The sequence below is a fragment of the Parabacteroides sp. 20_3 genome, assembly GCF_964238835.1.
In the GTDB taxonomy this organism is placed as follows: Bacteria; Bacteroidota; Bacteroidia; order Bacteroidales; family Tannerellaceae; genus Parabacteroides; species Parabacteroides distasonis.
In genome coordinates this window covers 747,014-768,959 of sequence record NZ_CAXSNO010000001.1, presented here as the reverse complement: position 1 = coordinate 768,959, position 21,946 = coordinate 747,014, and the positions used below count along the sequence as shown (strand labels likewise).

The window sequence follows — 21,946 nt, the reverse complement described above, 5'->3', positions numbered from 1 at the left end:
TTGCATTGTTTTGTATTCAAAAGATTGATGAGGAAATTGATTTTTTCTATATTGAGGAAATAGGGAGGTTATAAATAAGGGATTTTGTCAATGACAAAAAATGAACGATCGCTTCAATGGGTAATAGCGGGAATATTCTTCGTAGTATGCTTTGCTTTCTTTCAATGGATTTACCCAAACCATTTGTTCTTCAAAGAGCAGATGAGGATTTTTTTGTATACCACCGATTATTTTATCTCGTTCTGGGATGAGCCGGCTTGGTTGAGCTGTTATGTGGGGAATTTCTTGATACAGTTCTTCCATTTGACTGTGATAGGCCCGTTAATCGTGACGTGCGTGTTGTTGCTCTTATGGTACTACTCTATGCGGGTTTTACGCAAGTTCGGGAATGGTAATATGGTCTCCATATATGCGTTGTTTCCGGTAGCGTTAGAGTGGGGATTGATTTGCCGGTTGTCGTATAGTATAGCGTCTACGCTTACGTTGATTTTCGTGCTATGGCTCTTCTTGGGATACATCCGGATTAAGAATAAGAGAACGTCCGTTTGGGTGGCTTTTATACTTCTTCCCATAATTTATAGCATGGTCGGTAGCCGGCTGTTTGTCTTCTCCTTGATGGTGATATTCTATGAGGGAGCCAAGAATAGGAAACGGTGGTGGTTCTGGCTTTCTCTTTTGTTATCGAGTTATTTATATCCGTTGTTCATGCGTCATTTTTATGGATTGAGCATTGAGGAGGCCTATAAATATTCCCATGTGGATGGCTTGAGCGTATATTTCCCCGCTTTAGCGTTGATTCTAGAGATATTCGCTTTGGAGATTAAAAGTATACGTAGGATACGTCTGAACCGGCATAGCTTGCTTATAACCTTTTTAGTCGTATTTGGATTCTTTTCATTTGTTATAGCGGGTACGAACCGGAAGCGGGAAAAGGTTCTGGCAGTAGACCAAGCGATCTATAGGGGTGATTGGGAGCGAGTCTTGGATTTGTCTGCCGGATTTGATTCTCCCGATATCTTGGTAAGTTATTATAGGAATATCGCTTTCTCCAAGAAGAACGAGTTGCCCCAGAATTTGATGGATCATTATCAACGAGGGGCGGACGCCTTGTTCTTACCGATCGATTTGAGGTCTTCTATACTTCCCGTGTTTTTCAGTAATGAGGTGTATTATCAATTGGGAGATATGGATATGGCCCGTCACCGGGCGATCGAAGGAATCTTGTTCAGCCCTAAACAAAGAAGTGTACGGCAGATCAAGCGGCTGGTGGAGATTGATATGCGGCGAGGGGATATTGAGGAGGCTAGAAAATACCTGAACCTATTGGACGCGACGTTATTTTATCACTCATGGGCAAGGTCGAAGGAGGAACAGTTGAAGGGTGAGGAGACCTTGTCGATGGAGAAACGTTTGCCGAGGAAAAGTGATTGGGAGCGAGAGCACGACATACTAATGTCCATATCCGATTATCCGGGCGTACTGTCAAGTTTGGTGGCGGAATATCCGGAAAATAAACAGGCATTGGATTATTTGTTGTGCTATTATTTACTGAACGAGAATTTGAATAGTTTTAAGAATGCGTTCGATACTTATTATAAAGGAAAATTTGAGGTTGTACCCCGTTTGTATGAGGAGGCTTTGGTACAAGTCTTATCTAAAAGCTCGGACGAGGAGGTGGCCGGTTATCAGATACCTCAAGATGTTATCGAGAATTACCAAGATTACATCCATTGTAAATCGGGTAGAAAAGCAAAGGAGGAATTACGAGAACGTTATTCCTCCACCTATTGGTACTACTCTGACTATATTCATTGAATAATAGTGTAAGTGATCAGCGGTTCGCGAGGAAGGCTAAGGCTTTCTCCATGTCCTCCGGTGTATCTATACCGATCGTTTCTTGCTCTGTGATGCCGACCTTGATTTTATATCCGTTTTCCAACCAGCGTAATTGCTCAAGGCTTTCCGCCAGTTCTAAAGCGGATTGAGGTAATTGGGTGATTTCTTTCAGCACTTGCGCACGATAGGCATATAACCCGATATGCTTGTAAAAGGTATGACTCGGCAACCATTCCGTATATTTCTTGCCCCGGATATAAGGAATAATAGATCGACTGAAATACATAGCCTCGTTGTTTTTGTTGAGTACGACTTTCGGGGAATTGGGATTGAATAGGGTACTCTCGAAATCATCGTCCGAACGGAAAGGCTTTACCAATGTCGCTATTTGCGTGTTTGCGTCGGCGAAGCAGGTTTTGATCGTCTGGATTTGCTCGGGATGGATAAAAGGCTCGTCACCTTGGATATTGACAATCACATCATACCCTTCGCCTATTTTCTGATAAGCCTCGTAGCAACGATCCGTACCGCTACGATGTTGATCGGAGGTCATGACGACTTGGCCACCGAAGGCTTTAACCGCATTCTCTATCCGGATATCGTCGGTAGCTACGCAAACGGAGTCTAAGACATCCTTTACTTGCTCATATACACGTTGTATCATGGGCTTTCCGTTCATATCCGCTAATGGCTTCCCCGGAAAACGGGTAGAGGCGTATCTCGCCGGAATAATTCCTATAAACTTCATCATTCTATATCGTTTTGTTAACTGGTTACTACTTTTCCTTCGCTTAACTGGATCAACTTATCCCGTTCGCCTACGATCCATACGATATCTCCTTCCTCGAAAACCGTACTGGGAGGCGGATTCTTGATCGAGCTACTTCCACGTTCGATACCGATTACCAAACAAGCGGCTTTATCACGGATACCGGACTCTATGATGGAGCGGCCAATCAATCGGGAACCTTCCGAGATAATGATTTGCTCCATGTTCATCTCTTCCTTTCTTGTGTTCGATTGCTCGGCGTATGATTTCTTGTAGCGTTCCTCCAGATATTTCCTAAAGTGCTCCAGATCATCATCGGCGCCAACTACTACCAGTTTATCGAACGGGTAGAGCCGCTCGTCTCCTCCCGGTATATTGATTCGCTTCTCTCCCCGGATAATCGTTACGATATTTACGTTGCACTTTTGCCTGAAGTTTAATTCTTTCAGGCTTTTTCCCATACTGGGGGAATTCTGCTTCACCTCGAAATCCGCTAAATGGAGATCTCGTTCTAATAAGTGGTTCGCGAAACGCTGGTTGATCGGGGCTTTTCGCTCTTGTTCCACTTCCCTCGCTACAAGGTTACTGAAAAAATGCCGTTCCATCAGGATCGACTGCCTCTTTAGCCGTTTGGAGAATATCATTAATACGATAACGGCGGAAGCGACCGCTAGCATAATTCCTAGCGCAGCATTCAATAACCGTGCGACTGGAAGCATGACGAGACCGATACAGAGCAGGATTCTGAGGATCACGAGTGAGACTAGGGGACCCCGGTTATATTTATTATCGTTCCATAATTGCTGGAACTCCACGGAATGATTCTTTTTCATCATGATCGCCCGCAACATCGGGGAGATCAGAGCTAGGATTAAGATCAAGGAGATTAGATTTCCTTGGATGCCGGGCAAATGTTTGCAGATGAACGGAGTCACGATTTGTAGCCATAAAAAGATAAGTACTAGGCAGACGGCGGTATAAGTACCGACGATGCGGACCAAAGCTTTTAGTAACTTATTCCATGCGCTTTTTTGACGGATCGTATTGGAACCGGATGAATATCGCTCCAAGAACTGTTTCCAATTCTCCGGTATGATCCGCTCCGCCCATTTGTAGGTAGGTTCCGCTAGCCGGATCATATAAGGTGTGAAGAATGTCGTGATCACGGATACGGCGACAACGATCGGATACAGATATTGATCCGTCACGTTTAATGATAGTCCCAAACCTGCGATGATGAAGGCGAATTCTCCGATCTGCGCTAACGAGAAACCAGACTGGATGGCTATTTTTATCGGTTGTCCGGACAGTAATACTCCGAAGCTGGCGAAACAAATTTGTCCGGCCATGACTACGAGCGTGATAATGAAAATCGGGATTTTATACTCCCAGAGCATCTGAGGATCGATTAACATGCCTACAGACACGAAGAAAATCGCTCCAAATAAGTCTTTTACGGGTTTTACCAAATGCTCGATCCGTTCAGCGTCAATGGTCTCGGCCAAAATCGAACCCATGACAAAAGCTCCGAGAGCCGATGAGAATCCGGCTTTTGTGGCGATCATAACCATACCAAGGCATAGCCCGATGCTCACGATCAACAGAGTCTCCTCATTTAGGAAGCTTTTTGCCTTTTTCAGAAAAGAGGGGATCAAATAGATCCCGACGACGAAACAGAATAAAAGGAAAATGCCTAATTTGACTACGCTATCCAGCATCTCCATGCCTTCCACGTGTTTACTTACCGCTACGGTAGAAAGTAATACCATTAATAATACGGCGAATAGATCCTCTACTACCAAGATACCGAATACGACACCGGCGAATCGTTGGTTACGCAATCCCATGTCGTCGAATGCCTTGAAGATAATCGTCGTGGAAGACATCGATAACATACCTCCGAGGAAAAGACTGTTCATATGTCCCCAACCCAGTGATAAGCCCGTGATATATCCCGCTGTCATCATACCTATAACAACGGTTATGGCTCCAATGACGGCGGTTCCTCCCACCTTCATCAACTTCTTGAAACTGAAATCGAGCCCCAAAGCGAATAACAGGAAGATAACGCCTATATCAGCCCAGATACGGATACTTTCCACATCTGTAACTGTCGGTATTTGCTCGATGGAAGGCCCGGCGAGTATTCCGGCTACGATATACCCCAATACGACCGGTTGCTTTAACTTTTTGAATAACAGGGTAACCAACCCGGCGGATATGAGTATGACCGCAAGATCTGATATTAGCGCAGGTATCTGAGACATCGTTTATTGTTTTTTCGATTGCCAAAGTTAGGTATTTATTTTAATTTTGTGTCTCAAAACAGAAGCCAAAATGAAGAAGAAACATCCGATTGAAGCGCTTATAGAGCAAGGGGAACATCAACAACTTGATTTTAAGTTTGAGGTGAGCGACAGTAAGAAGATCGCCCGGACGTTGAGTGCGTTCGCGAATACAGATGGCGGGCGTCTGCTGATTGGAGTGAAGGATAACGGCGCTATTTCCGGTGTGAGAAGTGAGGAGGAATATTATATGATCGAGGCTGCTTCTAAAATGTATACGCATCCCGAGGTGCCGTTTACAGCTAAGCGCTGGGATGTCAACGGGAAGACCGTATTGGAGGTCTATATCGCCCCAAGCGATGAGAAACCGCATACGGCACCGGATAAAGACGATAAATACAAGGCCTATATCCGGGTTGCGGACGAGAATATATTAGCGAACGAAGTCCTCATGCAAGCATGGAAGAAGCAGAAAACCAAAGAAGGTACATTGCTGAAAATAAGTAAGCCCGTCGAGATCCTGTTTTCTTGGCTCGACGAGCATCCGTATATCAGCATAAAGCAGTTTTGCCATATCGCCCATATCAATTATTATGCGGCCCGTAACATCCTAAGTGATTTGATGGCTATGGGAGCGATGGAATATGTCGTGATCGATAAATGTATTGCCTATAAACGGATCGCATAGACTCGTTTATAGGTTGATTACATAGACTTGCGCGCTCTCGAATCTGACGACTTTGATAGGAGTCCCTTTCTCGATGAAGCCAGACTCCGATACGCCGTCATACAACTCTCCCTCGATAGATACCTTACCCGAAGGACGTAAAACGGTAGCGGCCGTGCCCTCTTTTCCGATCAGTTGTGTCAAATTGGGGCTGGATACCGCTTTTTCCAAATCAGCGTTTAATGCCATTTTCTTTAGCGGTCCTTTATGTCCTATTTTGTTGGATAACCATATCACTAGCGTGAATCCGATACCCAGACCTAATAGAACCGTTAAAGCGGCTCTGCCCGTATCCATTCCAGATACGTTTTGAAAATCAAAAACAGTATTGTTCAGTAAGCTCATTGTAAGTCCGCCGACCACGAGAATAATTCCACTTATCCCCGCTATGCCAAAGCCCGGGATCACGAATATCTCCAGCATTATTAATATAACGCCGAGAATGAATAACAGGATTTCCCAGTTTTCAGCCAACCCGTCCATATAGAGAGGAGCGAAGTAAAGGATAGCCGCTATTATCGCGGCAGCGGATGGAAAACCAAGCCCTGGGGTTTGCATCTCGAAATAAATACCACCGATGATAATGATGATTAATAAGCCCTGTATTACCGGACTCATAAAGAAACCTTTTACATTATCGAACCATGAGGGTTCATAACTTTTAATCTCATAGTCCTTACATCCGATATATTCTGTGATTACTTGACCCGGACTCTCGGCGATGCCATCGCAATAACCCCATTTGAGTGCTTCTTGAGAGGTAAGTGTCAATACTTTACCACTATCGATGAGGTTGGGGACGATCACTCTGTCATCGACCATCGCTTCGGCGATTAAAGGATCTCTTTTCCATTTATAGATCGTGTCGCCGTTTTGTATAAGCGTATCTTTCCCTTGCGCCTCAGCCGTCGAACGGATCATGGAACGCATATAAGATTGATATTTATCAGGTAGAGCCGCACCCGTTTGATTGACAACCGTTGCCGCTCCTATATTCGCCCCTTTCCGCATATAGATTTTCTTGCATGCTATGGAAATTAAAGCACCTGCTGAAGCTGCGTTATTATCGATAAATACATATACCGGTATGGGACTATATAAAATAGCCGTTCGCATAGAATCTGCAGATTCCAGTAATCCGCCGTATGTGTTCATATGCAATAAGATGGCATCGGCGTTCAATTGCTTGGCCTCTGATAATCCGTTATGGAGATAAATCCACGTGGTGTTATCGATCTCTTTTTTTATATCAATTGTATATATTAAGGACTTCTCTTTAGCCTCCGATTGAAGAGAGATTGCAAGTATTAATACTATAGCTGTTAACATTGTTAATAAACGTTTCATCTTGTTTGTATTATATTCGTTTTTAATATTTGGTTGAAAATTGTAACTGGCTTGTTGTAAATGTTGATTTTTGTAACTTGTGCAACTTGTAAATAATACTCATTTTCAGTAAGATTTACAACAAAAATATTAAGTTGCGATTTTTAATATTAATATTTATCAAAGAACTGTATATCTCCATTTTTAATTTATATATTTGTTGCATCCTTCAATGTTTGAGGGATAATACTTATACAGTATTAAACTTTATTTAACTAGTAACAATATGAATGCGTTGCAATTTCAGAAAAAATTATTGAGCATGCAAGAAAACATGATGAATTTTGCGCTTATGCTTACAGCGAATAGGGATGATGCCCAAGATCTGATGCAGGACACAACGCTGAAGGTTTTAGACAATCAAGAAAAATTTGTAGACAATATCAATTTTAAGGGCTGGGTCTTGACTGTGATGCGTAACATTTTCATTAACAATTATCACAAGATCGTTCGCACGCAAACTGTCGTAGATCAAGGTGTCGACTTATATAACTTGGATGTCGTGAACGATTCAGGTTTTGACTCTCCGGATGGCGCTTATCAAATTCAAGAGATCACGAAAGCGATCAACGGTTTGAACAATGAGTTGAAGGTTCCATTCTCTATGTTTTTGAGTGGCTATAAATACAATGAGATCGCTGATAAACTGGATGTTCCTCTGGGGACGGTTAAGAGCCGTATATTTTTCGCTCGACAAGAATTACAAAAAGTTTTAAAAGATTTTCGTCAAGGATAAAATTTACTTTATATAAAAGAAGCCGTCTTTAACAAAAGACGGCTTTCTTTTTATTCGGCCGGTTGGTATAAATATCTCTTGATGCTTCTTTTGGGTGTTTTCTCGAATTCTTCTTGATACAGCTTGAAACAGGTGATTTTACTGTAATTCGGCATCTCCTCGTTTACTTGGTCAATGTTGGTCTGCATCAACTTCTCGATTTCGGAATGTTGTATACCTGCCTTATCTACTTGCTCCCAATCGGGATAGATGAGGGCGACTAGTTTACCTCCTTGGGAGATGATGAGCGATTCCGCTACATATAGCATATTATTCAAGCGATCCTCGATCTCTTCCGGATAGATATTTTGTCCGCTGGGGCCTAGAATCATGGTTTTACTACGGCCGCGGATATATAAAAATCCATCTTTATCGAGGGTTCCCAGATCGCCGGTACGCATCCATCCGTCAGGCATCATAACGGCTTTTGTAGCCTCCGGATTCTTGTAATAACCGAGCATCACGTTCATACCCTTCACCAATATTTCTCCCACCTTGTTTTCCGGGTCCTCTGAATCGATGCGGACTTCCATACGGTCGACGATACGTCCTACGGAACCGGGCTTAAACTCATCCCATTGCGCATAGGAGACTAGCGGGCCACATTCGGTCATCCCGTAGCCTACGGTATATCGGAAATGGATGGAATGAAGGAACGTCTCCACTTCTTTATTGATAGCGGCTCCTCCGATAACGATCTCCCCGAAGTTCCCTCCGAAAGACGCCGTTAACTTGGCGGAAATGGTATCCAGCACTTTCTGGTCTATATAGGGGACTTTCAAGAGCAATTTAATCAAAGGCTTCTCCAGTTCGGGGAATACCTTGTTTTTGATGATTTTCTCGATAATCAGAGGTACGGCTAGGATCAGCGCCGGCTTGATTGTCGTAAAAGCTTCCGCTATGATTTTCGGGCTGGGGGTACGTGTGAGGAAGTGTACATGGCAGCCTTTATTCACGGAATTCAATACCTCGAATGCCAATCCGTACATATGGGCCATCGGAAGCATACATACGATATTATCTCCCGGATGGATGAACGGTAAATTGTCGTAAGCGAATTGCGTATTACTCCATAAGCTTCGATAGGGGATCATAACCCCTTTCGAGAAACTGGTGGTTCCGGAAGTATAATTAAGTACCGCTAATTCTTCCGGCTTTTCCACGTGATACCGAACATCGTTCGACGTGAATGAACGAGGGTACTTTTTACCGAAATATTCATTGATCCGGTCTCTTACTACCCGGACTTCTTTGCTTTTACTGTGAATGATCGAGAAGTTATCCAGCATCATGAACAGTTTCACGTCAGGCATCATGCGTTCATTCATATTCTCCCAGTTGCTGGAAGCGGCAAGGACTGCCTTTGCCTCGGAATGATTTACGATATGATGTATATTATCCGGTTTGAATTCATGTAGGATAGGCACGGCTACGGCTCCATAAGCCAAGATCCCGAAGAAACAGATCGCCCAGTTGGAGGAGTTCCGTCCAACTAAAGCCACCTTATCCCCCTTTTTAATGCCGGCATGCTCTAGGATAATATGAAATTTCTCGATTCGACGAGCTACATCTTTATAATGGAAGGTATGTCCATTATAATCGGAGAACGCCGGGAGATCCCAATGCTCCTTGATGCTATTCTCTATGAGTCCTAAAAAACGATTCTCCATACTAATTTATTTATCAAATAACCATATGACAGGGTGGAAAGTTGTCAAAAGCCAAAGATAGTGCCTTTTCTGTAAATTATGAGTTTCAGTCTGCCGGAAACTGAAATATTCTTTACCTTTGTCTCTCCAAATAGAAGAATATGATAGCACCTCTGGTAAAACGGATATGGATCTGGTGCAGGAATCTGTTGATCTTCCTGTTTGTATCCAGTATATTGGCGGTAGTGGTATATAAATTTGTACCCGTATATTATACGCCATTGATGTTTATTCGTATGTATGAGCAGCATCAGGATGGGAAGAAAATGAAACTCGATCATACGTGGGTTCCTATATCCAAGATCGCCCAGCCTTTGGTTCAAGCGGTCATAGCGTCGGAGGATAACCTGTTCATGGAGCATAATGGCTTTGATGTGGAACAAATCCAGAAGGCACGGGCCGAGGCCGAGAAAGGTAAAAGGGTGAGAGGTGCCAGCACGATTTCCCAGCAGACCGCTAAGAATGTATTTCTTTGGCCGGGGAAAAGTTATTTACGGAAAGGCATCGAGGTCTATTTTACCTTCTTGATCGAATGGATATGGGGAAAGGAACGTATTATGGAAGTCTATCTGAACTCGATAGAGATGGGGGAGGGCATCTATGGTGCGGAGGCGGTAGCGGAGGCTCATTTCGGTAAGCATGCCTACCAATTGACCAAAAGCGAGGCAGCCCTAATAGCGGCCACACTTCCAAACCCCCGGAAGTTTAATTCCGCTAAACCGTCACCTTATATGCTGAAACGACAAGCGAAAATAATTTCCTTAATGGGAAAACTGATAAAAGTAGAAATGGGATATGGTGCCGGGCAAGTTGATCCCGGTACCGGAAAGGTTAAAAAAAGAAAGAAATGGAGAGCTTCCGTTATCATGACTTGGGACGAATCGCTTATGCCGATGCGTTAGAATATCAGACAGCTGCTTTCGAGGTCTTATTGGATGCGAAGGCAACGGGAAAGAAAGAGGATAATCAATTATTCTTTTGTGAGCATTTACCGGTCTTGACGATCGGTAAAAGTGGCAAGGACTCTAATTTGCTTATCCCCGAGGAAACTTTACGGGAACGAGGGGTCTCGTTTTACCATATAAACAGAGGGGGGGATATAACGTATCATGGGCCGGGACAGATTACCGGTTATCCGGTATTTGATCTGGAATATTGGAATCTGGGATTGAAACAATACATCTATATGCTGGAAGAGACGATCATCCGTTTCCTGTCGCTTTACGACTTGAAAGGGGAACGTTTGGAAGGGGCGACGGGTGTATGGCTAGACCCTGAAGTACCGGGGCGTGCCCGTAAGATCTGTGCGATTGGCGTGAAAAGCAGCCGGTTCGTTACGATGCATGGCTTTGCTTTGAATATAAATACGGATCTGAGTTACTTTTCATTGATCAACCCTTGTGGCTTTACGGATAAAGGCGTTACCTCCTTGGCTATGGAGTTGGGGGCACCCCAAGACTTTGAGTTGGCAAAAAGTCAATTGAGATCGATTTTCATGGAAATCTTCGCTTGATATGGCAGTCATTCATTTCGCTCCTTTGCAAGGATATACGGATTCGGTTTATAGAGAGGCGCATACCCGAGTATTCGGGGGCGTAGATACCTATTATACTCCTTTTGTAAGGATAGAGAAAGGTGGTTTCCGGAATAAGGACTTGAAGGATATCGCTTGCGATAGAAATAGGCAGGTACATGTCGTACCGCAATTGATCGCTTCCACACCAGACGAGTTTCGGTCGATCGTGCGTTTATTCCAAGAGAATGGGTACCGGGAAGCGGATATTAATTTAGGATGCCCTTTCCCTATGCAGGTCCGTGCCCATAGAGGCTCGGGACTTTTGCGGTACAAGGAAGAGGCCGAGTCTTTATTACGTACGATTGAGGAGTTCCCGGATATTTCTTTTTCTGTGAAAATGCGTTTGGGGTGGGAGTGTGCGGACGAGTCATTCGTGCTTCTGTCCTTATTAAATAAGTTACCTTTGAAGCATATAACCTTGCATCCCCGGTTAGGGATACAGCAATATAAAGGAGCTATCGATTGGGATGGATTCTCCCGTTTTTATGAGGAATGTAAACTTCCTTTATATTATAATGGAGATTTAGTGGGGCTGGAAGATATCCGAGGTATAAAGGTGCGTTTTCCGGGGCTTGCCGGGCTTATGCTAGGACGAGGGTTATTGGCCTCTCCTTGGCTGGCCACTGAGTTTGTGTCCGGACAAGTCTTGACCGTGAATGAGAGGCGGGATAAACTAGTCATGTTCCATGAGTCGTTGATGGATGAATATGCTGCCCGGTTGGAAGGTGGCGAGCATCAGGTATTATCTAAAATGAAGACAATCTGGGATTATCTTTTGCCGGAGGCCGATAAAAGGCTTCGCAAGAAAGTATTGAAAAGTACTTCCCTTACTTCTTATCAGTCGGCAGTGAAAGATTTGTTGAGTCTTTGACTACGGGAGGGACATTCGTAGAGTCTTTGGGGATCAAGGGTAAAAGAGGTCTCTTTCTTCTTCTGAAAATCTCAGAGAAATTTGTAAAGTCTTTCCGGTACATGATTCCTACACCTTGTATGGTTAATGCTTGCTTCAGGCCGAAATACATATCTCTGGCATGGTTATAAGCCTTTAGCCGGATCTCACCGGAGGGGGTCAACTTATATTCTAGGTCGAACTCCCCGATAAAGGTGTTATTTTTGCCTGTAGTAACCGTATTTCTCATACCGAAATTACCATTGATCAATAAGCGGTTGTTTAGCAACTGGCTGGATAATATCATCTCGTATTCCGTGTCTTCCTTGAAACCGTCCTGTCCCGCTCGTATGTTTGTCCCTATTTGCACTTTATCCGTGAAACTACCTAACAGATTGGATAATTGCGCTGAGATAGCGGATGAAGCCACGGCGTTTAACTCGCTAGACTTGTAAGTCGTTTGGGCATACTCGGGTGTATAGAATTTATTTAACACCAACAAATAAACGATTTGCCGGGTCATCATATCCTCTGTGTCTATAAACGCTTTGACTTGACGCTCTAACTCCTCGTTAGAGTTCGGAAATTCTAAGTCGAAGGAAATAGACGGGCTGCGCAATGCGCCTTCAAGGTTTAAGACGCAATTGACGGGTATGTTTGTTCGAGAACTTTCTAGTAAGAGACTCTGATCCAAGTCTCCGATATTTGCGGTCAGATTGTAGATCGCATTGATATCCATATGGGCATTAAAGGGATCGCCACGGAAATTGATCGTGCTACCGTCTCTGATCTTAAAGTCTTTATGGATGATTTGCTGTAAGCTGAAATTATAGTTTCCTTGTACGATATTCACGTCGCCATACATACGAAGATCACTTCTTGTTCCATATTGTATTTGTAAACTTCCACTGGCGTTTCCTTTGATACGGTCTCCCGCTATCGGGTCCATGATTAGCTCTATATCGGCATCGGGTGTGATATCAAGGAGGAAGTTCATTCGTAGCTCGGCTCCCTCGTCTGTCTCGTGTACGATATTCAATGGGTGTGTGGACGTGGAATCTACGTTAGCTGCCAACTTGCTTTTATCGACGAACGTGATAAAATCATAGTCCGTAGCCGAGTTATTATTCATGAAGTCCAGATAAATAGCGGTCTTAGGTTCGCTTTTCATGTTAATATCAAAGTCTATCAACTTACCGTTGCCCTTGATTTGCGCCGTTCCGCTGGCGAATACCGTTCCATAGATCAGCGGATTCTTTTTCTGGTTGGCGTTATACATCAACATCTTATTACCCTGCACGTTTACGAGGAAGCTATAATCCCGGAAATGCAGATGATTGAACTTAAGGCTGACTTTTCCGGAGTTGCCGAATTGATCCTTGACCGTGATATTCCGTAAATTGACGGACGTAGAGTCAAGGTGGACGGAATCGGAGAAGGTATAATAAGTATCCAAGAAATCAACGCCGACTCCTCCATCCATGACATAGGCATCTCCCTCGACATTCAGCTCCTTAAAGGGGCCGTGCAAATGTATACTTCCGAATCCCCGGCCTTGCAAGTTCTTTACGACCGTATCGACAAAGGGTTGCAAGAAGGCCAGATTGATATCATTGGCATCGAAATACAAGGATAGCCCCGCATTGGGCCCGACTGGAAATACATAACCGTTCACATCCGTCCAAGTGCTGTCGTTCTTGTAGATACTTCCTAGCATAAGGATGCCTTTCTGTGCGTCGTCCCATTCGCTGAAAAGATTGAGACGACCTAAGGTGACTTGATTGAACGAGAAATTCTTTACTTCCAGATCCGTATTTAGCATGCGGCTATTGAACAAGTCGTTTACATAGAACTTACCGGTCGCCTCACCCCCGAATTGCAAGACTGGGATATTCAATACGTCGAAGACATAACTCAGCTCTATTTGCTTCAAGTCTACTAATAAAGTATCTGCCGGATCTTTCGAGATCGTCCCTTCCATAGATAAATACTGGGTCTCATGATCTACCCGGAAATGCTCGATACCGATCTTGCCCTCACGAATTGTTATATTCGCTGGATTGATGGTCCAGAGCGTGTCTTTAATAATGAGGGGGCTTTTATTCAACGTGACTTCCGTACGTAACTTGGCCGGCCCTTTCTCGCTTTCCTCCTCGACAAAAAGGGTAGAGGCGGAGATGTCGGCCTTAAATAACCGCTCTTTATTATTCGCCCACCCAATCATGGTATTCACCAGATTGTCTTTAGCGTCTGCCTTGAGATCAAGGTAATTACGCAGTCCCTTGTCGTTGTAATTAATCGTTTTTAATTGGAGGTTTACCTTATCGTTCGGATTGTCGCAAACCAAGTAGCCGGATTCGAACATGGATTTCCCGAGATTGAACTTCGGAAGCCACGCCTCGATACGGAACTTATTATAAATATTATTATAATGTCCCGTGATCCGTCCGGGTTGCACCATCGTGAACGGTAGTTTCAATGTCGTAGAAAGCGCTTCCGTATTCTCGATCGTTAATAGGAGGGCGAAGTTATTCTCCTTCACGATTTGTTTTTTCTGGGTCGTGTTGATCAAGGCTGGCACATATCCCTTGAACGTATTCATAAGGCTGGGGATTAGCGTGTTGAATGAGTAAGACCCGGTGACCTCTCCATTCAAGATATCGGACGTTATGGTTAATTGCCGGTCGAGACTATGCCCCGAGGCAACTACTTCGAATTTCTTAAGGAAGAAGCTGCTGGGAGTGGTCTCGAAAGAAAGACTGTCCAACGTGATGCTACCTTCCAGATTATCGATATTATCTCCGGTGAAATCCGCGTTTAAAGCCAAGGAGATATTCGGCGCCTCATATTTGTCCGTCAGGTTCAATCGGTCCGGCCGGAAATGATCGAGGCGGGCGGTGAAATTAAACAAGGAGTTTTGCCCTTGGTGCTGGAAGATACCTTGGGCGTATAACTCGCCATTGGGATCGTTTACATGGATAGTCCCATCGAAACTACTCTTCTTGAAATTACCGGAAAGATTTATATCCTTGTATTTATAAGCTTTATAATCGAACTCCTTGACTTGTGCTTGGATATTTCCGGAGAAATTTCCGCCAACAGGTCTACGGGTATCGATATTGATGTCGAAGCGAGCCTCCCCGAAAGGATTATTCTCGCCAAATAACTCATGGAGCCGCAAGTTGCTGGAGGCGATGCGTCCCCGTAGGTAAGCGGCTATATTCTTATCCTTGTTGCTACCAAATATCAAGTCTGTCTGTATGGAGCCGATGGAAGACGATAATTTTCCGAAAGCGACTAGGTTATCAAAAAAGCCTGATATCTCGCCCGTGAAATTGATCGTCCCCAATTTGACGACCGGGGCCGGGAGACTCTTCGGACGCTCATTGAAGTTATTGGCCAAACTGGAGATGCCGTCTGTCGTGATATACATCTTATTCACCTTCCCTAAAAGATACGTTTCCTCGGGATGGGTGATGTTCTTTAATTCCATCTGGCCGATAAACAGCATCTTATCGCTATACTTCAAGGTGAGGCGCTTCAAGTTAAAATTATTGATGTAGCCGTTTGCCTCGGCCGATAACTCGATCGTGTCGGCGAAGTTCTTGAACGCCGGGACGAAAGGGGATAAGTCCTTCAGGCAGATTTGCGAAGGCGTTATATTCAAATCGATCGGAGCGTTGTTCAAGAGAGCGGGAAGGCTATCGATCTCGCTTAAATCGATCCGGGCACGCCCGATCTTCAAGTCTGTCTGCGGCAAGCGTACCTCGAAGTCCTGCACGAAAGCGCTATCCCGGTTCCCGACCACGTTCAGCGATAACTTATTCAAGGAGAAACCGGACGCCTCATCGAAACTCATCTTCTTGATATGGGCGTTCACGCTGTCCTTGTTAAAAGCCTTGAGGGATATCTTGGCACTCAGGTTCTTGATATCGATATGCTTGGCGTTGAACTTTCCCGGGGTCTCTTTCTCGCTATCCACGTTATAGCTGAAATTACCTCTTCGGATCATGATGGAGTTGAAACGGAGATCGATATTCTTCTCTTTCTTTATCGAATCCTTACTGGCGAAAGCGTCGATCACGAATTGTAGGTTCAAAGGGCTTTCAGGCGTATGTTTTCGTAGGTTGAAGGAGAAACCGAACAAACGTACCGTCGTGAAGACGAACTTCCCTTCCAGTAACGGCATGATCTCGAATCCCGCCGCCACATGGTTCGCCTCGAACATGACTTTCCCGTCTTGGTCTTCCAGATAAAGCCCTTCCAGTACCAGACGATTGAACCATTCGATATCCACGTTACCTATCTTTACGGGCACACCGAGATGGCTGGATAACTGGGTCGTGGCTACTTCCGAGACTTGGGTTTGAATGTAAGGGATTCTCAGCAAGATGCCCGGCAGCGCATAGAATATCCAGAATAACGTAAGTAGGGTAATGATTATGTATTTAAGTCCTCTGATATCTTTTCTATTTATTTAGCGCAAATCTACAACAATATCGCGATAGATTTCGTTAATTCGCGGAAAAAAAGACGAAGATATGAGTATAACAATATTAGGAATCGAGTCTTCTTGCGATGACACTTCCTCTTCGGTGATCCGTGACGGCGTGATGCTGTCCAACGTAATAGCCAGTCAAGCCGTTCATGAGGCCTATGGCGGGGTTGTCCCCGAGTTGGCTTCCCGTGCCCATCAGCAGAATATCATTCCGGTAGTAGCCGAGGCCATCAAGCGTGCCGGCATCGATAAGTCCGAGTTGAGTGCCGTGGCGTTTACTCGTGGGCCGGGTTTGATGGGTTCTTTATTGGTCGGGACCTCGTTCGCCAAGGGGTTGGCCGCTTCCTTGGATATCCCGATGATCGAGGTCAATCATTTACAGGCTCACGTGTTGGCTCATTTTATCAAGGAGACTCCGGACGATGACCATGCTCCCTCGTTTCCTTTCCTTTGCTTGTTGGTTTCGGGCGGTAACTCGCAAATCATAAAGGTGAACGCTTATAATGATATGGAGGTGATCGGCCAGACGATCGACGACGCTGCGGGAGAGGCTTTCGACAAATGCGCCAAGGTGATGGGACTGGGTTATCCCGGTGGCCCAGTCGTGAATCGTTTGGCGAACGAGGGTAATCCGAATGCCTTTACGTTCAGCAAGCCGCATATCCCCGGATATGATTATAGCTTCAGTGGCCTGAAGACCTCCTTTTTATATACCTTGCGTGATCATTTGAAAGATGATCCGGATTTTATTGAGAAGAACAAGCGAGACCTATGCGCTTCCTTGCAAGCTACGGTAATCGATATCTTGATGAGTAAATTGCGTAAGGCGGCGAAGGATTTGCATATAAAGGAAGTAGCTGTCGCCGGAGGTGTATCGGCCAATTCCGGTTTGCGTGAGGCATTCTTGGATCACGCCAAACGTTATGGCTGGAAAGTGCATATCCCGAAGTTCTCGTTCACCACGGATAACGCCGCTATGGTAGCTATCACGGGATATTATAAGTATATGGATAAGGAGTTCTGTCCGATGGATGCCGCTCCTTTTTCTAGGGTTGTCTTATAGGAAAATAGTTTTACTATAGAGAAACAAAAGTTTCTTCCTAATGAAACTATTGTTTTCCCATAATGAAACTCCTAGTATCATTATAACAATGGAAGTAGATGATTTACCAATAGAGTTAGAAGTAGCGGACGCACTCAAATCAGGACACCTGATGATGGGTACGGCAGAGAGTTGTACAGGCGGAAAGATTGCCAGCATGATAACCTCCATGGCGGGCAGCTCGGAATACTTCACCGGGGGCGTGGTAGCCTATTGCAACGAGGTGAAGCATCATGTGCTCGGTGTCTCCGAGGCGGACTTGAACACTTTCGGGGCCGTAAGCCAGCCGGTCGTGGAGCAGATGGCCCGTGGAACTATGCGGGTATTGGAATGTGATTGTGCCGTCGCTACCTCCGGGATCGCCGGGCCGGGAGGCGGGACTCCCTCGAAACCGGTGGGAACGGTATGGATTGCCGCCGCTTATAAGGAGAGGATTCTCTCCGAGTGCTATCATTTCGGGGAGAATCCTCGTATGGAGAACATTCGCTTGTCGGCAGAGGCGGCGTTGCGTATGTTGCTCGGATTGATTCGTGAGTAAAGGGATTATCGCTTAATGGGCGATCTCGTCCACGATTTGTTTATAGCCTTCCTCGTTCGGGTGTAATCCGTCTGAGAATAAGGATTCGTTTATCTTGCCGTCTTCTTGAAGCAACTTCGTACCCGGGTTCTTGAACGTGTACCATCCGGTCTCGGCTATTTGACGGATACGGAGATTGAGGTTCCTTACCCGTTCTTCTTGGTTACGGCGGGGCAAGATGCCGATTACCTTGATCTTGGCCTCCGGCTGCCGTTGCCTGATGGCGGAAAGCAAGAAACGAATGCCTTCCACGATCTCATTGTCATTGTTGATTCCGATGTTATTCGTGCCGATCATCAATACTACTTCCTCAGCCTTGTATCCATCCAATTCACCATGATAGACTCTCCAAAGTACGTTCTCGATACGGTCGAAACCATATCCGAGATTGTGGAACCCAGCTGGACGCATGATTTTCTCCCATGTTTCCAGACCTCGCACGGACGGTCCTTTGGGCTCTCCTCCCCAGAAATGCGTGATGGAATTACCTAGGATCACCCGTCGAGGCGGGTTGCTTTGATTCAGCGAGAGAATATCCCGGTGACGTTTTTGCCATTCGTAATTATTGGGTTCCCGGCGCTGGGTGACAGGCTTTGTAGTAGAGAGGTCTCCTTCGGGGATGCGTAATATTTCCCGTACTTTCCGCTCTACGGCATTCGCCTGTGTTTCCATGCCCCAGTCGGAAGGATGGACGTAATCTACCCAAGCGTCCGGGTGCGGTCCCAGCTCTTCTCGTGTAAGGTAGTAGATATCCTTTATCCCTTGTGCCTGCAATTCCTCGAATGCTTTTTTAGCTCCTTCGTTCATGCGTGTATAATCTTGTAACTTCGTATCGTCGGCGGGTGCGTTGCTATATCCGGCATGCTCCACTAATAAGATCGGAGAGGAGTGGGTGGCACGTATTTGCTTGACTGCGTCCGATACGAGTTGCGTGATCTCATCTTTGCTCTTTGGCGTGAGGTTGGGCAGGCAGTCAAGGATATAAAGGCGTGCGTCTATCTCACAAATAAAATCCAATACCTCTTTCTCTAAACGTCCGTTACCGGAGAAGCCTAGGTTGATAAGCGGATATCCCAGAGAACGCTGCAAGATCGTGCCCCAAGTCATGCCCGGGCGAGAGGCGCATGCGCCTTGGGCGATCGAGGTTCCGTATAAAAGAATCGGTTTCTCGGGCGATACGGGGATAAACGTAAGCTCATCGTTTTCGGGCACGCCGATTTCCAACCACTTTATCGTATTATAAGGAGGCAGATAGAGGCGGAACTCATAGCCCCTGTCATGATACAGATCTTTGCCTATGTTCGTATAATGATATTGAAGCGTATCTCCGGAAGGATAACCGCCGAAATAAAATCTCCATTGGCCATCGCTATCGATACTATATAGATCTACACCGGATACGCCTGTCGTGGGCATATGTGGCATATTCAGCGGTCCGCTTACTTGATAGCGTACTTTTAGTTCAGGGGCGTTGCTGAAAAAATGAATTGCCAAACCGGCGGAGTTGCGGGATAAATCCCAGACGGGTTTACGTACCTTGCCTTCGGCTCTTTGGGGAAGCCGAACGTAACGGTCTCCAATCTCTTCGGTCCATCCTTGGTTTTGTATGACAGGGAATCCACATTCGAGCGGGTTGAGCCATTTCCATTGTGCGTGGGCGGAGAGAACCGTGAAACATACGAGCGTTAAGAGGATTTTGTGAAGTCTCATCATTTCGGTATTATTTGTTTTTTGTTATGAATATGACAAAGATAATATATATTTGTATTCATAAACAAACTTAAATCAATAAACCATGAGTAAAAACATTCTATTTGCTTTTCTCTTTTTAATGGGCGCTATCCCGTCGATCGCCCAGAAGAATTATCAAGTCCAGTCTCCGAACCGGGATATAAAGGTGGAGGTTACGGTAGCCGATAAAGTCACTTTCGCTATCGTACAGGATCATTCGGAGGTGATGAATTCTGCCGTATCTATGACTTTACAAGGAGGTGAGGTACTTGGCGCTAACCCGAAAGTCTTGAAAGTGACGAAGACCTCGGTAGACAAGGAAATACCCTCTCCGTTCTATAAGAAGGACGTAGTAAAGGATATCTATAATGAGATGCAAATCTCGTTCCGGGGAAACTACGGGCTGGTTTTTAGGGTGTATAACGATGGAGTCGCTTACCGTTTCACGACGAAAAGAAAGGAACCGATCGTTATCGCCGACGAGGAGGCCGTCTATAACTTCCCCTCGGATTATAAGACATTCACCGCTTACGTGAATAGTACGAAGCCGACGTTCGAGGAGCAATTCTTCAACTCCTTCGAGCAGCCCTACGTAAACGAGACGATCTCTAGCCTAAATGATAAACGCCTGAAGATCCTGCCTCTTTTGGTGGATCTGGGAGACGGTCGCAAGGTCTGTATCACGGAAGCCGATCTAGAGGATTTTCCCGGGATGTTCTTGAATAACGAGACGGGAAAACCTTCCTTGAAAGCGGTTCATGCGCCTTATCCGAAAGTGAAGGAGCAAGGCGGCCATAATCAGTTACAGATGTTGGTGAAAGAGCGTGAGAACTATATCGCCAAAACATCCGGGACCCGTTCTTTCCCTTGGCGTGCGTTTATAATCTCCCGGAATGATAAGGAGTTGGCCGATTGCGATATGGTCTACCGCCTGGCTTCTCCCTCCCGGGTAAACGATATCTCTTGGATCAAGCCGGGTAAGGTGGCTTGGGATTGGTGGAACGACTGGAATCTATACGGCGTGGATTTCCGTGCCGGAATCAATAATCCCACCTATAAATATTATATCGACTTCGCCGCCGAGCATGGCATCGAGTACGTAATCTTGGATGAGGGCTGGGCCGTGAACCTGCAAGCGGACATGATGCAAGTAATACCGGAGATCGACCTTCAAGAATTGGTGGATTACGGTAAGTCCAAGAATGTCGGAATTATCCTTTGGGCGGGTTATTGGGCTTTCGCTCGTGATATGGAGAATGTCGTGAGGCATTATTCGGATATGGGCGTGAAAGGCTTCAAGGTGGATTTCTTGGATCGTGACGATCAGGAAATGGTGAACTTTATTTATGAGGCCTCCGAGGTATGCGCGAAATATAAGATGCTAGTGGATTTCCATGGCGTATTCAAGCCGACAGGTCTTCAACGGACCTATCCGAACGTATTGAACTATGAGGGTGTGAATGGCTTGGAGCAACTGAAATGGTCTCCCGAGTCTTACGATATGGTGACGTACGATGTCACGATCCCATTCATCCGTATGATCGCTGGCCCGATGGATTATACGCAAGGCGCTATGCGTAACGCCGTTAAAGGTAATTATCGCCCGGTAAACTCGGAGCCGATGAGCCAAGGAACCCGTTGCCGCCAGTTGGCTACTTACGTGATCTTCGAGTCTCCTTTCAATATGTTGTGCGATGCCCCGTCTAATTACAGGAGGGAAAAGGAATGTACGGAGTTTATCTCTAACATTCCCACTATCTGGGATGAGACGGTCTCATTGGATGGAAAGGTCTCCGAGTATGTAGCGATCGCCCGCCGTCATGGTAATGATTGGTATATCGGGGCGTTGACCAACTGGACGCCGAGGGAGCTGGATTTAGACTTGTCTTTCTTGGGCGAAGGTGATTATACTTTGGAATTATTCAAGGATGGCATAAATGCCGATCGTGCTGCCCGTGATTATAAGAAAGAGGTAATCCCAGTCCCGACAGATCGCAAATTAAAGATCCGTATGGCTCCCGGTGGAGGCTATGCGGCTCGTATCCAGAAACGATAATTCTTTTTTCGTCTAAAGCGACCCTGCCAC

Annotated in this window: 15 protein-coding genes; 9 read left to right on the top strand and 6 right to left on the bottom strand. The window is 45.4% G+C overall.

What is annotated here, in order from left to right; all coding sequences use genetic code 11:
* Positions 1-90 precede the first annotated feature (90 nt).
* Entirely contained in the window at positions 91-1,815 is a 1,725-nt protein-coding gene (locus ACESPU_RS03280; RefSeq protein ID WP_036630262.1) for a DUF6057 family protein, read from the top strand.
* Between the two features lie 16 nt (positions 1,816-1,831).
* Here the strand turns inward: ACESPU_RS03280 and kdsB are convergent, their stop codons facing one another.
* Positions 1,832-2,584 carry a 3-deoxy-manno-octulosonate cytidylyltransferase gene (gene kdsB / locus ACESPU_RS03275; RefSeq protein WP_005865386.1) on the bottom strand — a complete coding sequence of 251 codons (753 nt, stop codon included), beginning with the start codon at positions 2,582-2,584 and terminating at the stop codon, positions 1,832-1,834.
* A 17-nt stretch (positions 2,585-2,601) separates the two neighbouring features.
* Positions 2,602-4,872, bottom strand: a complete 2,271-nt coding sequence (locus ACESPU_RS03270) for a cation:proton antiporter (protein WP_044546197.1) — start codon at positions 4,870-4,872, stop codon at positions 2,602-2,604.
* Positions 4,873-4,942: 70 nt separating this feature from the next.
* Here ACESPU_RS03270 and ACESPU_RS03265 point away from each other — a divergent pair, with 70 nt between their 5' ends.
* The gene (locus ACESPU_RS03265) at positions 4,943-5,578 is read left to right on the top strand and encodes a helix-turn-helix domain-containing protein (RefSeq protein WP_005865390.1); all 636 of its coding nucleotides are present in this window, start codon (positions 4,943-4,945) and stop codon (positions 5,576-5,578) included.
* A 6-nt stretch (positions 5,579-5,584) separates the two neighbouring features.
* Here ACESPU_RS03265 and ACESPU_RS03260 read toward each other — a convergent pair whose 3' ends face one another.
* The gene (locus ACESPU_RS03260; protein ID WP_158532472.1) at positions 5,585-6,964 is read right to left on the bottom strand and encodes a nodulation protein NfeD; all 1,380 of its coding nucleotides are present in this window, start codon (positions 6,962-6,964) and stop codon (positions 5,585-5,587) included.
* A gap of 265 nt (positions 6,965-7,229) precedes the next feature.
* Between ACESPU_RS03260 and ACESPU_RS03255 the strand changes: the two genes are divergently transcribed.
* Positions 7,230-7,739, top strand: coding sequence for an RNA polymerase sigma factor (locus ACESPU_RS03255; RefSeq protein WP_005855686.1), 510 nt, complete (start codon positions 7,230-7,232; stop codon positions 7,737-7,739).
* A gap of 50 nt (positions 7,740-7,789) precedes the next feature.
* On the opposite strand, the gene ACESPU_RS03250 is transcribed toward ACESPU_RS03255, so the two are convergent.
* The gene (locus ACESPU_RS03250; RefSeq protein ID WP_005855687.1) at positions 7,790-9,448 is read right to left on the bottom strand and encodes an AMP-binding protein; all 1,659 of its coding nucleotides are present in this window, start codon (positions 9,446-9,448) and stop codon (positions 7,790-7,792) included.
* 140 nt (positions 9,449-9,588) lie between these two features.
* On the opposite strand from ACESPU_RS03250, the gene mtgA reads away from it, so the two are divergent.
* Genes mtgA through ACESPU_RS03235 form a run of 3 tightly spaced genes read left to right on the top strand, consistent with a single transcriptional unit; the run spans position 9,589 to position 11,934 of the window.
* Complete coding sequence (gene mtgA, locus ACESPU_RS03245) at positions 9,589-10,389, top strand: monofunctional biosynthetic peptidoglycan transglycosylase (protein ID WP_158532471.1); 801 nt, start codon at positions 9,589-9,591, stop codon at positions 10,387-10,389.
* Positions 10,335-11,000 (top strand): lipoyl(octanoyl) transferase LipB, encoded by a 666-nt coding sequence (lipB, locus tag ACESPU_RS03240; protein ID WP_008771720.1) that lies wholly within the window; start codon positions 10,335-10,337, stop codon positions 10,998-11,000. The genes mtgA and lipB overlap by 55 nt, the downstream gene beginning before the upstream one ends.
* Position 11,001: 1 nt before the next feature.
* The gene (locus ACESPU_RS03235; protein ID WP_158532470.1) at positions 11,002-11,934 is read left to right on the top strand and encodes a tRNA-dihydrouridine synthase family protein; all 933 of its coding nucleotides are present in this window, start codon (positions 11,002-11,004) and stop codon (positions 11,932-11,934) included.
* Here the strand turns inward: ACESPU_RS03235 and ACESPU_RS03230 are convergent.
* Positions 11,891-16,354, bottom strand: coding sequence for a translocation/assembly module TamB domain-containing protein (locus ACESPU_RS03230; RefSeq protein ID WP_373133140.1), 4,464 nt, complete (start codon positions 16,352-16,354; stop codon positions 11,891-11,893). The genes ACESPU_RS03235 and ACESPU_RS03230 overlap by 44 nt on opposite strands.
* A gap of 139 nt (positions 16,355-16,493) precedes the next feature.
* Here ACESPU_RS03230 and tsaD point away from each other — a divergent pair, with 139 nt between their 5' ends.
* Together tsaD and ACESPU_RS03220 are read left to right on the top strand one after the other, a co-directional pair.
* On the top strand, positions 16,494-17,513 hold the full coding sequence (gene tsaD, locus ACESPU_RS03225; protein ID WP_005865403.1) for a tRNA (adenosine(37)-N6)-threonylcarbamoyltransferase complex transferase subunit TsaD: 1,020 nt from the start codon (positions 16,494-16,496) through the stop codon (positions 17,511-17,513).
* A 40-nt stretch (positions 17,514-17,553) separates the two neighbouring features.
* Positions 17,554-18,090 carry a CinA family protein gene (locus ACESPU_RS03220; RefSeq protein WP_081024263.1) on the top strand — a complete coding sequence of 179 codons (537 nt, stop codon included), beginning with the start codon at positions 17,554-17,556 and terminating at the stop codon, positions 18,088-18,090.
* Between the two features lie 12 nt (positions 18,091-18,102).
* Here the strand turns inward: ACESPU_RS03220 and ACESPU_RS03215 are convergent, their stop codons facing one another.
* Positions 18,103-19,842 carry an SGNH/GDSL hydrolase family protein gene (locus tag ACESPU_RS03215; RefSeq protein ID WP_048928395.1) on the bottom strand — a complete coding sequence of 580 codons (1,740 nt, stop codon included), beginning with the start codon at positions 19,840-19,842 and terminating at the stop codon, positions 18,103-18,105.
* An 82-nt stretch (positions 19,843-19,924) separates the two neighbouring features.
* Here ACESPU_RS03215 and ACESPU_RS03210 point away from each other — a divergent pair, with 82 nt between their 5' ends.
* Positions 19,925-21,916 carry a glycoside hydrolase family 97 protein gene (locus ACESPU_RS03210; protein WP_195284008.1) on the top strand — a complete coding sequence of 664 codons (1,992 nt, stop codon included), beginning with the start codon at positions 19,925-19,927 and terminating at the stop codon, positions 21,914-21,916.
* The last annotated feature ends 30 nt before the right edge of the window (positions 21,917-21,946 follow it).

Bases quoted from the DNA above. Each gene is read 5' to 3' on its own strand.
- ACESPU_RS03235 (WP_158532470.1), top strand. From the start codon at position 11,002: ATGGCAGTCATTCATTTCGCTCCTTTGCAAGGATATACGGATTCGGTT.
- ACESPU_RS03215 (WP_048928395.1), bottom strand. From the start codon at position 19,842: ATGATGAGACTTCACAAAATCCTCTTAACGCTCGTATGTTTCACGGTT.
- ACESPU_RS03210 (WP_195284008.1), top strand. From the start codon at position 19,925: ATGAGTAAAAACATTCTATTTGCTTTTCTCTTTTTAATGGGCGCTATC.
- mtgA (WP_158532471.1), top strand. From the start codon at position 9,589: ATGATAGCACCTCTGGTAAAACGGATATGGATCTGGTGCAGGAATCTG.
- kdsB (WP_005865386.1), bottom strand. From the start codon at position 2,584: ATGAAGTTTATAGGAATTATTCCGGCGAGATACGCCTCTACCCGTTTT.
- ACESPU_RS03250 (WP_005855687.1), bottom strand. From the start codon at position 9,448: ATGGAGAATCGTTTTTTAGGACTCATAGAGAATAGCATCAAGGAGCAT.
- tsaD (WP_005865403.1), top strand. From the start codon at position 16,494: ATGAGTATAACAATATTAGGAATCGAGTCTTCTTGCGATGACACTTCC.
- ACESPU_RS03265 (WP_005865390.1), top strand. From the start codon at position 4,943: ATGAAGAAGAAACATCCGATTGAAGCGCTTATAGAGCAAGGGGAACAT.
- ACESPU_RS03255 (WP_005855686.1), top strand. From the start codon at position 7,230: ATGAATGCGTTGCAATTTCAGAAAAAATTATTGAGCATGCAAGAAAAC.
- lipB (WP_008771720.1), top strand. From the start codon at position 10,335: ATGGAGAGCTTCCGTTATCATGACTTGGGACGAATCGCTTATGCCGAT.
- ACESPU_RS03270 (WP_044546197.1), bottom strand. From the start codon at position 4,872: ATGTCTCAGATACCTGCGCTAATATCAGATCTTGCGGTCATACTCATA.
- ACESPU_RS03220 (WP_081024263.1), top strand. From the start codon at position 17,554: ATGAAACTATTGTTTTCCCATAATGAAACTCCTAGTATCATTATAACA.
- ACESPU_RS03260 (WP_158532472.1), bottom strand. From the start codon at position 6,964: ATGAAACGTTTATTAACAATGTTAACAGCTATAGTATTAATACTTGCA.
- ACESPU_RS03280 (WP_036630262.1), top strand. From the start codon at position 91: ATGACAAAAAATGAACGATCGCTTCAATGGGTAATAGCGGGAATATTC.